10 protein-coding genes are annotated in these 13,743 nt (G+C 41.7%); 5 read left to right on the forward strand and 5 right to left on the reverse strand.

Annotated features, from left to right (window positions below; all coding sequences use genetic code 11):
- Nucleotides 1–5: 5 nt before the first annotated feature.
- The 5 genes from QYZ87_07030 to QYZ87_07050 all read left to right on the forward strand — a co-directional run bounded on the left by QYZ87_07030 (nucleotide 6) and on the right by QYZ87_07050 (nucleotide 6,358).
- Nucleotides 6–1,466, forward strand: a complete 1,461-nt coding sequence (locus QYZ87_07030) for a UDP-N-acetylmuramoyl-L-alanyl-D-glutamate--2,6-diaminopimelate ligase (GenBank protein MDN4754280.1) — start codon at nucleotides 6–8, stop codon at nucleotides 1,464–1,466.
- Between the two features lie 45 nt (nucleotides 1,467–1,511).
- On the forward strand, nucleotides 1,512–2,774 hold the full coding sequence (mraY, locus tag QYZ87_07035) for a phospho-N-acetylmuramoyl-pentapeptide-transferase (GenBank protein MDN4754281.1): 1,263 nt from the start codon (nucleotides 1,512–1,514) through the stop codon (nucleotides 2,772–2,774).
- 5 nt (nucleotides 2,775–2,779) lie between these two features.
- Nucleotides 2,780–4,135 (forward strand): UDP-N-acetylmuramoyl-L-alanine--D-glutamate ligase, encoded by a 1,356-nt coding sequence (gene murD, locus QYZ87_07040; protein ID MDN4754282.1) that lies wholly within the window; start codon nucleotides 2,780–2,782, stop codon nucleotides 4,133–4,135.
- A gap of 156 nt (nucleotides 4,136–4,291) precedes the next feature.
- A complete protein-coding gene (locus QYZ87_07045; GenBank protein ID MDN4754283.1) occupies nucleotides 4,292–5,164 on the forward strand; it encodes an RNA polymerase sigma factor RpoD/SigA in 873 nt (290 codons plus the stop codon).
- Nucleotides 5,165–5,470: 306 nt separating this feature from the next.
- Nucleotides 5,471–6,358, forward strand: a complete 888-nt coding sequence (locus QYZ87_07050; GenBank protein MDN4754284.1) for a phosphatidate cytidylyltransferase — start codon at nucleotides 5,471–5,473, stop codon at nucleotides 6,356–6,358.
- An 8-nt stretch (nucleotides 6,359–6,366) separates the two neighbouring features.
- Here QYZ87_07050 and QYZ87_07055 read toward each other — a convergent pair whose 3' ends face one another.
- The 5 genes from QYZ87_07055 to QYZ87_07075 form a co-directional block, all read right to left on the reverse strand.
- Nucleotides 6,367–7,572, reverse strand: coding sequence for a DUF1343 domain-containing protein (locus QYZ87_07055; protein MDN4754285.1), 1,206 nt, complete (start codon nucleotides 7,570–7,572; stop codon nucleotides 6,367–6,369).
- Complete coding sequence (locus tag QYZ87_07060; protein ID MDN4754286.1) at nucleotides 7,569–9,347, reverse strand: hypothetical protein; 1,779 nt, start codon at nucleotides 9,345–9,347, stop codon at nucleotides 7,569–7,571. Before QYZ87_07060 ends, QYZ87_07055 begins: the two co-directional genes overlap by 4 nt.
- Nucleotides 9,347–11,062 carry a glycosyltransferase family 39 protein gene (locus QYZ87_07065; GenBank protein MDN4754287.1) on the reverse strand — a complete coding sequence of 572 codons (1,716 nt, stop codon included), beginning with the start codon at nucleotides 11,060–11,062 and terminating at the stop codon, nucleotides 9,347–9,349. Before QYZ87_07065 ends, QYZ87_07060 begins: the two co-directional genes overlap by 1 nt.
- Nucleotides 11,063–11,137: 75 nt before the next feature.
- On the reverse strand, nucleotides 11,138–12,598 hold the full coding sequence (locus QYZ87_07070; protein ID MDN4754288.1) for a zinc-dependent metalloproteinase lipoprotein: 1,461 nt from the start codon (nucleotides 12,596–12,598) through the stop codon (nucleotides 11,138–11,140).
- Entirely contained in the window at nucleotides 12,588–13,742 is a 1,155-nt protein-coding gene (locus QYZ87_07075; protein MDN4754289.1) for an iron-containing alcohol dehydrogenase, read from the reverse strand. The genes QYZ87_07070 and QYZ87_07075 overlap by 11 nt, the downstream gene beginning before the upstream one ends.
- Nucleotide 13,743: the final 1 nt, after the last annotated feature.

The following is a 13,743-nucleotide window of genomic DNA, read 5'->3' on the forward strand; positions in this document are numbered from 1 at the left end:
AAAGTATGAAACTAAATATATTGATGAAAGGAATCACACACGAATTGATCCAAGGGAGTAGCGAACTTGAGATCAATCGTATCACTAGTGATTCGAGAGAAGCGAACGAAGGTGTACTATTCGTCGCTCTGAAGGGTATCGTAACAGATGGTCATTCGTTCATACCGCAGGCGATCAAACTGGGAGCAAAAGCTATCTTATGTGAGGAGGTTCCTGATGATAGAGTAGAGGGGGTTACCTACCTAAGAGTAGAGCATACAGATCAGGTATTAGGTTCTGTTGCGGCGAACTTCTATGACCACCCATCTGAGAAGCTAAAACTGGTAGGCGTTACGGGAACGAATGGAAAAACGACGATTGCCACTCTCCTCTACAAGTTATTCACATCTCTTGGTTATGATTCAGGTTTGATCTCAACCGTGTGTGTAATGATTAAGGACTTAGAAAGGCCTAGTAAGCTGACAACGCCTGATGCTCTATCTCTACAAAGATACCTCGCTGAGATGGTTGATGCTGGCTGCGAATATGCTTTTATGGAGGTATCGTCTCATGCAGTACACCAATTCAGAATTCAAGGGTGCTACTTTAGAGGTGGTATCTTTACCAATCTTACGCGAGACCACTTAGATTATCATGGCACTTTCCTGAATTACTTGCATGCTAAGCAGGGGTTCTTTGATGGACTTCCTAAGGAAGCCTTTGCTCTAACCAATATCGATGAGCAAAATGGGCAGGTTATGGTCCAAAACACTAAAGCGGAGATTCATACCTACGGACTAAAAAGAGAAGCTGATTTTAAAGGAAAAATATTAGAACGACACTTAGATGGTACCGACATGCTCTTCAACCAACATGAGGTCTTTACCAGATTAGTGGGAACTTTCAATGCGTATAACCTATTAGCTGTCTATGGTGCTGCATTGCTCCTAGGAGCGAACAATGAGGAGGTACTGAGGATCCTTAGTAATTTAACTCCTGTAGAGGGTAGATTCCAAACGATAACTTCTCCTAAAGGTTATGTCGCTGTCATTGATTATGCACATACTCCAGATGCACTAGAGAATGTACTAACCACTCTTACAGAGCTACAGAAGACTCATGGTGGTAGGATCATCACGGTAGTCGGTGCTGGAGGAAATAGAGATAGCGGAAAGCGTCCTATCATGGCAAGCATAAGTGCAGACCAATCTGACATCCTCATACTAACCTCGGATAACCCTCGGAAGGAAGATCCAGAGCAAATAATCGCTGACATGGTGACGGGGCTAAATAAGCAACAACTCTTGCATACCCTACAGATCAGCAATCGTAGAGAAGCGATCAGGACAGCTTGTACCATGGCCATGCCTAAGGATATCATCCTCATAGCTGGCAAGGGTCATGAGACCTATCAGGAGATTGATGGCATACGCCACCACTTTAGTGATAGAGAAGAGGTGGAGACAATCATGGAAGCAGAACGGTAACACCTAACAAAACGACAAAAATATATATTAATTTTTTCACTAAATATGCTTTACTACCTTTTTGAATACCTTCACCAAAGCGGGGTTCCCGGGATGGGTGCTTTCCTTTACATCACGACTAGAGCTGCTTTGGCTCTGATCACTAGTTTATTGATAGCAACAATAATAGGAAGTAAGATCATAGATATACTAAGAAAGAAGCAGATGGCTGATGCTATCCGACCATTGGATATCGAAGGACAGATGGCTAAGGTCGGGACACCAACGATGGGAGGAATTATCATCATACTCTCTTTGATTATACCTGTACTTCTCTTCAACAAATTGAATAACATTTACATCATCCTTATGCTGATTACCACGCTGTGGTTAGGTGCTTTAGGATTTGCTGATGATTACGTAAAGGTATTCAAGAAAAATAAAGATGGCATCCATGGCAAGTATAAGCTTATTGCCCAACTGGGACTGGGGGTATTGGTATCGATAGTCCTACTGACTAGTCCGGCAGTGGTCATCAAAGAGAACGCTGAGGTGATGACGGTCGAAAACCAACGGTGGGTGAATTATGATAACGTAGAGACAAAAAGTACTAAGACAACAATACCTTTTGTAAAAAACAACAACTTAGACTATGCTAATATCGCGAAAGCTATAGGACTGAAACAGAATTCTGAAGCATTCACGCTTATCTTTGTCACTCTGCTATTCGTCTTTATCGTCATGGCTGTGTCTAATGGAGCAAACCTCACGGATGGACTGGATGGATTAGCGACGGGGACATCTGCTATTATTGGGGTAGCTCTAGGGATACTTGCCTACACGAGTTCGCATATAGGGTTTGCCTCTTACCTGAATATTATGTTTATACCTGGGGCTGAGGAACTGGTAATTTTCGCCGCTGCATTCATAGGAGCAACAGTCGGCTTCCTTTGGTACAACTCCTATCCAGCACAGGTATTTATGGGAGATACTGGTAGCCTAACTATTGGTGGTATCATAGCTGTCTTTGCCATCATTATTCGCAAAGAATTACTCCTACCGATACTCTGTGGTGTTTTCCTTGTCGAGGCACTATCTGTTATCATTCAGACGACCTACTTTAAGCATACCAAACGAAAAAGTGGAGAGGGTAAAAGGGTCTTTAAGATGACACCGCTACACCACCATTTTCAGAAACCTGCTGGCACTGTAGATGCTCTTATACAGAGACCGACTAGGCCTGTAGCTGAAGCGAAGATCACTGTTCGTTTTTGGCTAGTAAGTATCCTATTGGCTGTCCTAACGATTGTTACTCTAAAACTTAGATAAAAAGCATTATGCAAATCATTATACTTGGAGCTGGTGAGAGTGGTATATCATCAGCTCTACTTGCAAAGCATGAGGGCCATGCGGTATTCGTATCTGACTATGGCACGATATCAGACCATAATAAAAAGCTGCTCTCCAAGCATAATATTCCTTACGAAGAAGGAGGGCATACGCTCCCCACTCTATCAGAGACATCCATTATTGTCAAAAGTCCAGGAATACCTGATACAGCTCCTGTGATAAAGAAGTGTATTGAGGTAGGAGCTAAGATTATTTCGGAGATTGAATTTGCAGCTCCCTACATACAAAATGAATTGATTGCTGTCACTGGTAGTAATGGTAAAACAACCACAACGTCGCTTATCAATCATCTACTACAACAAGTGGGTATCCCCTCAATTGCGAGCGGAAACATTGGTTACTCATTAGCTAGAGTTGCTCTGGAAGAACCTAATAAACAGCCCGTCATAGAGCTGAGTAGCTTCCAGCTTGACCACATGTATCAGACCAGAATCCATATAGCTCTTTTGCTAAACATCACACCGGACCACCTGGATAGATATGGTTACAAGATAGAGAACTATGCAGATGCAAAAGGGCGAATATTTCAAAATCAAACAGCTAATGACTATGCGATATTAAACGCAGATGATCCTATGACCATCGAGTTAGAAAAAAGAATGCCTGAGGTAAAAGCTCAGAAGCTCTACTTTTCTACTAAAGATGAAGATACAGAGGCTTACTTCGATGGAAAAATCATCCATTTCAAAAGTGGGACAGATATAGACTTTAGCACACTTCAATTAAAAGGTGACCACAATGCTCAGAATGTGATGGCGGCTTGCCTGGCCTTGCAAGCATTCGGGATAGACCTCAGTAATCACAAGGTGCTAGAGGCACTCCAAAGCTTTCATGGCATACAACATCGTATGGAGCATATCGGAGCATGGAAGGGCATAACCTTTATTAATGACTCTAAGGGCACAAACCTAGATGCTACGATGCATGCACTTAGTGCCATGCCAGAAATGAAGACCATCTTACTGATTGGGGGGACGGACAAGGGGAACGACTACTCGGAGATATTTGACTTGGTAAAGAGTAAGTGCAAAGGACTGATCTATCTAACGAAGGATAGCAAAAAGCTTCATGCCACATTTGACCCATTAGAAATACCTACTATGGATGCTCTCAGCATGGATGAAGCCTACCGACAGATACTGCAACTGGACCTCGAAGAAGGCGACGTAGTACTGCTATCCCCTGCCTGTGCTAGCTTCGATCTCTTCAAAAATTATGAAGATAGAGGAGAACAATTCACAAATCAATTTCACATCCTAAAGCAAAGTACTGAATTTTAGTTAAGATATAATGAACAAATACCATTGAGAGCTGTTATATAGGAGAAGAGCGAGCCAAAATCTTGGGCAAATCGATATTTTTATGTATATTTGCCCACTTTTAGGCGGACTAAAGAAGATTGATCAATATAACTTGACGAGGAGGAAAAAGCATATATGAGACAACTGAAGATAGAAAAATCGATTACGAGTAGGGATGACGCTGTCATGAACCGCTACATGAAAGAGGTGGCAAAGGAAGAAATGATCACCCCAGAGCAGGAAGCGGAGCTAGCGATGATGATCCAACGTAACGATGAAAATTCTCCTAAGGCTGTTGACAAACTAGTGAGGGCCAACCTAAGGTTCGTCATTAGTGTGGCAAAGCAGTACCAAGACTTAGGGCTACCTTTAATTGACTTAATCAACGAAGGAAACCTCGGTATGATTAGGGCTGCACAGGGCTTTGATGGCTCAAGAGGATTTAAGTTTATCACATACGCTGTATGGTGGATTCGCCAAAGTATCCTCAAGGCACTAGGGGATCAGGGGAGGATCGTTCGTTTACCACAAAACCAAGTGGGTAATGTTACAAAGCTAAAAAGTGCGAGAGACCGTTTTGAGCAACTTAACCAACGCCAACCTTCACCAGAAGAACTAGCTGAAGAGCTTGACATGGACGTAGATAAGGTGGTGGACATTATCCAGATAGACAAGGGTGAAGTATCTGTTGATAAAACATTTGAGGAAGGCGAGAGTAGTACCCTACTTGATATCCTAACAGACGAGAATGCTCCTGATGTTGATGGGGGATTGATTGACGAATCTCTCGTCAATGAGATTCGCGTAGCTATGCAATGTCTCTCAGAGCGTGAGCGTTTTGTCCTCATCCATACCTTTGGACTAGGAGGCCAACCAGAGATGAGTCTTGATGAGATTGGTGCTGAAGTGGGACTTAGCCGTGAGAGAGTACGTCAGATTAGGGAGAAAGCCATTAGAGTACTCAGAAAGAACGCAGATGAAACGCAACTTCGAAGCTATCTAGGCTAATATAAAACTTAGACTAAAAAAAACGACCATCACTTTTGTGGATGGTCGTTTCTTTTTAATTACGCCTCGTATGATGCCACCCTTGAACCTGCGTCTCATCAACACGAAAAAGCTTTTCACGAAAGACTTCTTATAATAAGTTACCTTATAGAGCAAAAAATATCGTTATCTTTGCTAAGAAGGTCATCGCATCAATATATCAAGAGCCATATTATCCTCCTTTGTATGGGAGGGGCATCTTACAACATAGAATGAATACGACGACTTGGTTTCACTCAAATTCAATGAATAAAAGAAGAACTTATTATGAGTAAGATTCGGTCACTATTTGCAAGAAGTATCACAGGATTAATCTATATTGGTATCATCTTGAGCTGTATTCTCACTGATTCTCTAGAGATGATGGCGTGGGTATTTGCAGCAATGGGTGCTCTTGGAGTATATGAATACCAAACTATGGTGGGCTCCAATAAATATGCATTAATGTTTAAGATATGGCACTCTATCATGGGAGCTCTGCTGCTCTACGTGACATATTCCGCATTGAAATTTGGACCAGATGACAGACGATTTTTGATTGCTCTTCTACCATATCTTCTCTATTATCTTTTCTTCCTTATCGGTGAAATTTATCGTCAAAAGCGAGACCCTTTCGTGGAGATCGGTCATGCTTTTTTCTCTCACATATACATCATCCTACCATTTGCTTTCTTATTAATGATGACTAACCCAGAAGCATTGAGAGCAGTTGTTCCAGAGGATCAAAGTCTAGGCTTTCCACGAACATTCTGGTTATTACCCGTCTTTACTTTTGTTTGGCTGAATGATACTGGAGCTTATATTATAGGATCACTATTTGGTAAACATAAGCTTCTCGAGAGGGTATCACCTAAGAAGACAATAGAGGGAACCATAGGAGGGGTTATCCTTACACTGGCTGGAGCAATAGGCTTCTATTACATATTTCCTATGGTCACAACACTTGCAAATTGGATAACACTTGCCATAATAGTGTCTATTTTCTCCACATGGGGAGACCTCTTTGAGAGTTTTCTAAAACGAACTTATGGTGTAAAAGACTCTGGTAAGATTTTACCAGGACATGGTGGCATTTTAGATAGAGTGGATAGCATCCTTATAGCTGCACTGCCTGCTTATCTCTATATCTCACTTGTGGTAAACGCACCATTGTAATACTCGCATTAATCTGATACGATTACATCATCTTCGCGATAATCAGGATATAGGAGATACTTTCGGCGAAGCTTTTTGTACTCCTCTAGTCCTGGTTGCCATGTCGCACGAATCTGTTCGGCACTCATGCCTGAGTTGACTTGGGATAAAAAGTCGCTATTACCAGCTAAGAGGTTAAAGAATGCTGAACGCTTGATGAACACAACACCATATTTACGACTCACACGTGCTGCATCAAGGATGATATCAAGATTGATTCCCAACTTAACATCGTAATTGTTAAGATCAGGGCCATAACAAGCCCTCCCCTTATGCTTAGGATGCGTTGCACCCTCTTGACTACGAGGCACGAATCGATTTGTCCCCATCCTTTTATCGGGATATCCTATCTGCTCGAAAGGCATTTTTGTACCCCGTCCTTCGCTCCAGCTACTAGCTTCGAAGTAACATATCGTAGGATACAGTAAAATTGCTCTATCACTACGAAGATTGGGACTAGGTGATACCACCAATGAATATGGATCACCATGACGCCACCCTTTAACAGTGATGACGGTTAGTTCTGCTTTGAGTCCACGAGCGAGCCAACCCTCACCATTTATCATCTCAGCAGCTTCTCCTAAAGTCAGCCCGTGTACTGTGGGAATCGGTAATAAACTCACAAAGGAGCGGTATTTTTTATCCTTCAACACAAAGCCATCAATAGTGTCATGGGGATTTGGACGATCTAGTACAATCACTGGAACGCCCTCTTCTGCACAGGCTTCCAAGACATAGTAAAGAGTACTAATGTATGTATAAAAACGTACGCCGACATCTTGTAAATCAAAAAGCATCACATCAATACCCGAAAGGTCTCTTGCCGTCGGCTTCCTATGATTGCCATAAAGAGAAATAATGGGTAGCCCACTCTTCTGATCGCGACCGGACGCAATAGACTTGCCCGCATCCGAAGTCCCTCGAAGTCCATGTTCTGGAGTATATAACTTCCTCACATCAACCTTATGAGCCATCAAGTGGTCCAATAAGTGGGTCTGTAGAGAATCAGATAAGACACTAGTATGATTAAGAGTAATTCCGACCCTTTTACCTTTTGTATATTTAAGAATCTCTGACAATTGATCGGCTGCGACCTCTACTTGTGCATAAGAGTAAGATATAGTAAAAAATGTCAGAGATATGATAAGACCTAATCCGAGGAGATAATTCTTCATGATTGCTTAAAATGAAAGATAACAACTTCATATGGAGCAAAAAGATAATCAAATCGCTGCCTCTGTCCAATCTTTTGCTCAACTGACCTCATCTCATAGTCAGTAGAGGATCTTTTAGGGCTATCTAATGCTCGAGAGATTGGGGAAAAAGAATGGATCGTAACTGAGGTAAAAAAGGATTTCTGCCCTTTTGCTTTAATAAGATAAGGGAGAGGATGACGGGTTGTATTGGTCGCCTTAAGATAATAATTATTACCAGACTCATCAGCTGTTAGGGATAAAACCAAGCCATTCTCAAAGGGTTGGTGAGCACTCAAACTTTTCAAGTCAACACCTCTCAACTCACTAAAGAGCTTGATGTAATGATAGAAAGGGGTGGGACGGTAATGGGGTCCCTGGACTTGAATAAGTGGATAATCCTTAGTGATGTCTGTAGAGAGAAGCGGTGCGACACCAACACCCTCTAAATAATTAGTATTCCTCTCTGCTATAGTCAAAAAAGCTGCTCTTAATACAAGAGGAGGTACCGAATACCTTGATGAGATAGAGTCCTGAAAATAGACCTCGCCAAGCATCTGAGGCTCTGCCAAGAAATTGTGCTCCGAAATCAAAGAGTCTAGGTCCAAAAGCGAAGAAAATCGTATTGGAGATAAGACCCTATCATACGGATAATCACTAAACTTCATGTACGGAAGGAGACTCCCTGAATTTATAATGTGAAATGTGAGAGAATCCTCTAATAGGCGTTGCTCTAACGCATGGAAACGATAGAAGAATTCCAAACCATCTTGATCATACCCCAACTGTATAATCACATTGGGATTAGAAATATCTCTTATCAACTGAGATATGTATTGGGGCTTAGTATTATAGCCAAAGTTAGTCAGTAATATAGGAGTAGCTGAGATACTCTCGGACAAATGAATAAAGTCCTTATAATCAAATTTAGGAATCGGTTTTTTCTGAACATGAAGCAAGGAATCCAAATGGAAAGGCAATTCCTTTCCTGCCCCCTCTCCACTTGGATAACGAAGAAATCCTGGCTGGAGCTCTGAGAGCAATGTAACGAGATCACTCGGCAAGTCCATAGTAACATGGCTATCAGGAGCCTGTAAGTGGAGGTCATCAAGAAAAATCGTAGCCACCCTACTCTTTCTATATATAACTGAGTCAGAGTACTGAGTGTATTCATAAGGAGTAACCGTCATCAGTATCTGAAGAATAGCCCTCTCATTATCCTTATGAGCCGTCATGATCCCACTATGCTCTTCCCTCTCTTCATGTAGCTCGAATAGTAATGGCTCACTAAGTGGGAGAAAAAGAGAGTCATCAACAATTGTTACTTCAAGTGTTGCTTCGCCCTGGCTATACCCTTTTGTTGAAAATAAAAGCTGTTCGCCCTTCTTGATAGGAAAGGGGGATAATGTCTGTCTGATCCCTGCAATACTATCTTCACTAGAGACTATAGCTTTAAGTAACGATTTATTATTAGTCTCAGCTTCACTACGAGACTGGTCCACATCTATCCGACCACCTACAGGTTGCCAAGCATCTATACCGTCATCAAATGATCCATCGACTAATAACTCCCCACTAAGAAGATCTCTTGCTGTACTGCCATCGTCCAAGGTATATCCTAACAGTAGCAACCCATTATGCTTATTAGGCATATCAGTATCAACCACGATCTCTCCAACATAGGGACGATGCTGGCGACATCCGACTAGTAGGAAGAGAACAACAAGCAGTATATAAGAAGTGGATCTTTGTTTCACTATTTTCGCTCAATCCAGAGAAGAAGTTGGATTCCGCCCTCTTGTATGGGTAAAATATCACTCGCAACAAGATCGACGTTATAATCTGACAAGAACCGCCTCTGCACCTCTTCCAAATTCTTCTCCCATATGATCATATAACCTCTCTGAGGCTGCTCTTTCTCAAAATCCTTCGGCCTAAGATCAGCATAAAATGTCAATCCATAGAGATTGAATATCCTCTCATTAAGACGACTAACAGCATATACCTCAGCTGGATTATCTTTCATAATAGGCTTAATAACCTGTGCAAAACGCCTGGCTGAGTGTTGTTCTTTAAAGCCCATCATCATCGGTCCATCTATATTCAGATTCAAGAAGAACATAATCATTACAGCACAAAAAGCCAGCTTGGTATATCCCTTTCGGTAACTTTGATAGAAGGTCGAAAGAACGATGATGAAGAGACCAAATATAAGCAATAAAGTTAGTGGGAAATAATCGGACATACCCACCTGAAGCTGTGATATCTGCTGATGTATTTCTGCATATTCCGCAGGTATTACCTTTTGGTAAGCACCAGAAACTATTAGAACCAACCCTACAGTAACAACCAACCCGACAAAAGCCATAAAGTAACTAAAAGCGACCAATAGCTTACGAGCACTCTTACTCATTTGCTGTAGAAGTTCTGCAATCATAAGAGCCATAAATGGGTATAGTGGTAATAGATACACACCTCTTTTACTTGATGGAATCATATAAAAGACGAGAGTCACTATGATCACGACTAGGGAAAATAGATGAACCTTGCGTAACCCATTTAGCTTTGAAATACGCATATCACCCAAGCGTTCTTCTCCAGTAGGACGCTGCTGGTACAAATCTTTTCTCCACCATGGAACGAAGAAAAATAAAATAGACCATGGTAATATTCCAGCCAATAAAAATATCACAGGATAATAGAATGGTAATTGATGCCCCAAAGGGTACCACAGCTCACCAGGACTTGTATGGAAAAAGCGACTAATACTCTCTCCAAAATGCAACATCAAGAATTTATCACCACCTATCTGCCAAGCTTCATAATACCATATAGCGGGTAGCAAGAGAGAGAGAATTGATGGAATAAAGACAGCCCTCAAAATTCGCTTAAGGCTGTAATCTTTAAATAAAAGCAGGTAGACCACAAATATCAACATTGGAAGAACCAATGCCACAGGACCCTTGGTAAGGATGCCACCACTAATTAATAATGGGATCAGATAGGGCAATCCGCATAATCTACGCTGCTCTTCCCATCGGTATAGCTCATATAGTGTAAGGACTATAAACATAGTGAGAACCATATCGACTCTAGCAGCTTGACCTGTACGATGCAACTCAAAGCTAGTTAGAAGTACTAAGACGGCTAAATATGAGGTGCGAAATCGTACTCTCGGATTAAAGAAGTGAAATGAAGACATGACTAGTATCACCATCGCTATAGCTGATGGTAGCCTTGCAGAGATCGGAGTCACCTCGCCGCCCAAAAGAGAGCTAACCCCAGCTATCAACCAATGAACCATCGGGGGCTTATAGGCAAATTCACTCGCATACACAGTCGGTAACACGTAATTACCCGACTCCATCATCGCCTGTGCTACAATAGCCTCTCGAGGTTCTCCTTTTGTATAAAATTCGGAAAAGAAAACCGAAAACAGCAACCCTATTACAACCAGTAATAGTACACTCATTGCTGCTCGTTGTGAGTGCAGACCAGTTAATATTTTCGATCCATTCTTCATATATTCAAAAGAAAATATATCACCTTAATGGTGATGATGACAAAGGCTTGTGCATACGGAGAAATGGGGCTCTACCTCAATAGAATCATCCATGGCTCGAGTACTACTAAAGTCTATTAATTTCTGCCCTGGGACAATAGGACTATAATAAAGGACATGTCTCATCCGTTCTACCTGATCATGTGTAAATCGATCACTATGAGACCACTCATAGTCCATGATATTGGTGGAAATAAATTTTGCATTACTACAGTCTGTTCTCCGCAATAGTCCCTCTACCTGTGTGTAATAATTTCCACCCGCAGAAAGTATTTCTCTAGCTGTACGAATATATGAGACTCTATTATAGGTAGGAGTATCTTTACAATAATCAGTATCCTCACATGCATCCATCAATACCCCTCCATCCTTCTGCTTAATCTCAGTGAAAGTGTGAGAGAGTCCTAAGTAATGCCCTAATTCGTGTGCCAAGGTAGTCAAACCTAATCTCTCACCGAGGAACGTTTTATTATCCCCATACACTCGCTCTTCAAATGCTTCAGCATTAAGAACAATACAGTGCGTGTAGTTACTGAATTGAGTCACTCTTTCGTTCAAAGTTGCCAGTCCATCAATAGGCTTGCTTTCAGGGACTCGAGGCATACTCGCAACACCTAAGACCATACCTTGATTAATGTCTTGGTCTGCTGCTTTAAAAGGAAAGACAAAAACATTGATATACTTATCAAGAGGCCACGCCATATCGTGATATGACTCCCCTTCCTTACTATTAAGGACACTATATGGGTCTATAAATTTCTCTGGCATTACAGTACGAGTAACACCCATATTAGGCAGTTTTTTGCCACTAGGATCCTCCTTAGCCAAGACAAAACGTATTCGGGTCTCAATCTTAGGCACACCATTTCTTTCCCTCAGATTCTTCTCATCCTCCTCTTCCTCTTGCTTATTGGTCGGAGGAGCTCCATAAAATCTATTTACGGTATAAAGAATCGTTTGCAAATCCTGACTATTGAGGGCATGACGGCGCTTCTTCTCATCAGGATTGTTAATATCATCTTCATTATAGATCACATGAAAAATCACCGGCACTTCATAAGTAATCTGTTCAATATCAACCTCCCCAGTACCTTGAATAACTTTGATGGCTATCTCTGCATTTTCATTCTTAAATGTCAGCAGCCCTTGTCGCTCTTTATCGGTAAAGTTAGGACTCACCTTAATGGTGACCAGAGTACGTGTCCCACCCTTGCTTGTATTTGTACTAAGCCAGTCTGCACTAGAGGTGACCTCCCACTTTGCATTAGCAGTTAATAGCACCACTGGAGCTTTATCATTCTTGTCGTATCCTTGATGGTCCACCACCACTTCGTCTTGAGAAGCCTCAAGATCAGGCAGATTAATACCTTTGTTACATGAAGTAATAAGGATAAGCAGAAATAGTATCCAGCTGATGTTCTTCATGGTTATTTTATTAAAATTCATTCTTCGCTGAGGTCATCAATATCTCTCTAATAGCCTGAGGGGTACCGATATTCTTCTCTCCCCAGGAGTCACCTCGTTCCTCAAACCGAGTAGCTATAGTCTCAGCAACACTGAGATCAATTCCACCTTCTAATAGAGAGGCGGACAAGCCTAGATCGTGAATAAATTGGATGGTTCGTGCGATTGTCTTATCGATAACAGTCTCTTCACTGTCTTCCTCAATACCATAGACCCTAAGACCAAGTTGTACTAATTTGCTTCTCTTAGGTTCACGAAGTACCATCATTAAAGAAGGCAATATCATCATTAACGAAGCCCCATGTGTGGTACCAGTAAGAGCTGTAACCTCATGACCAATCTTATGTGTAAGCCAATCTTGTTCTACACCCATTGAAAGCATTCCATTCAAAGCAATAGTTGCTGAAAGCATATACTCACAGGCGACGTCATAGTTGTCCGCTTCCTGAAGTCTAATAGGAGCAAAGTCCATTAAATTGAGCAAAATACCTTCTGCCATACGATCCATCACTCCACTCTGTCCCGAATAGGTCAGATATTGCTCCAATGTGTGCATGAATATATCAGCGAGACCACAAGAGACTTGATGTTGACTCAGCGTGTAGGTATAGGTGGGATCTAAGATAGAGAAAATCGGATGCTGACTATAATAGCTATATTTCTCTTCTGTCTCTCTATTTGAAATGACCGAACCCCTATTCATCTCTGACCCAGTCGCTGGTACAGTAAGGACAGTTCCGACAGGCAATGACTTGGTAAATCTACCATCTAAGACCATCTCCCATGCTGACTTCTGAGTCAAGATACCCGTAGCGATAACTTTTGAAGCGTCGATCACCGAACCTCCACCTACAGCGAGGACGAAATCAACCTCTTCTCTTTTACCCAATGCTATGGCTTTATCTATCGTTGCACAATCAGGATTAGGCTCGATACCGCCAAATGGGACCACGTGATACCCCTCTAGCTCCTTCATCACCTCATCATAGATGCCATTACGCTTGATGCTACCACCACCATAGGTAAGTAATACCTTACTATTATCTGGGATCAGAGAAGTTAATTTGTGCACTCCTCCTTTTCCAAAAATAATCTTGGTTGGGTTATAAAATTCAAAGTTGATCATA

Source organism: Porphyromonadaceae bacterium W3.11 (assembly GCA_030434245.1).
Lineage (GTDB): Bacteria > Bacteroidota > Bacteroidia > Bacteroidales > Porphyromonadaceae > Porphyromonas_A.

What these genes read in the sequence shown, in the direction of transcription:
- mraY (MDN4754281.1), top strand. Translation starts at nt 1,512, where the DNA reads ATGCTTTACTACCTTTTTGAATACCTTCACCAAAGCGGGGTTCCCGGG.
- QYZ87_07065 (MDN4754287.1), bottom strand. Translation starts at nt 11,062, where the DNA reads ATGAGTGTACTATTACTGGTTGTAATAGGGTTGCTGTTTTCGGTTTTC.
- QYZ87_07075 (MDN4754289.1), bottom strand. Translation starts at nt 13,742, where the DNA reads ATGATCAACTTTGAATTTTATAACCCAACCAAGATTATTTTTGGAAAA.
- QYZ87_07045 (MDN4754283.1), top strand. Translation starts at nt 4,292, where the DNA reads ATGAGACAACTGAAGATAGAAAAATCGATTACGAGTAGGGATGACGCT.
- QYZ87_07030 (MDN4754280.1), top strand. Translation starts at nt 6, where the DNA reads ATGAAACTAAATATATTGATGAAAGGAATCACACACGAATTGATCCAA.
- QYZ87_07050 (MDN4754284.1), top strand. Translation starts at nt 5,471, where the DNA reads ATGAGTAAGATTCGGTCACTATTTGCAAGAAGTATCACAGGATTAATC.
- QYZ87_07070 (MDN4754288.1), bottom strand. Translation starts at nt 12,598, where the DNA reads ATGAATTTTAATAAAATAACCATGAAGAACATCAGCTGGATACTATTT.
- QYZ87_07055 (MDN4754285.1), bottom strand. Translation starts at nt 7,572, where the DNA reads ATGAAGAATTATCTCCTCGGATTAGGTCTTATCATATCTCTGACATTT.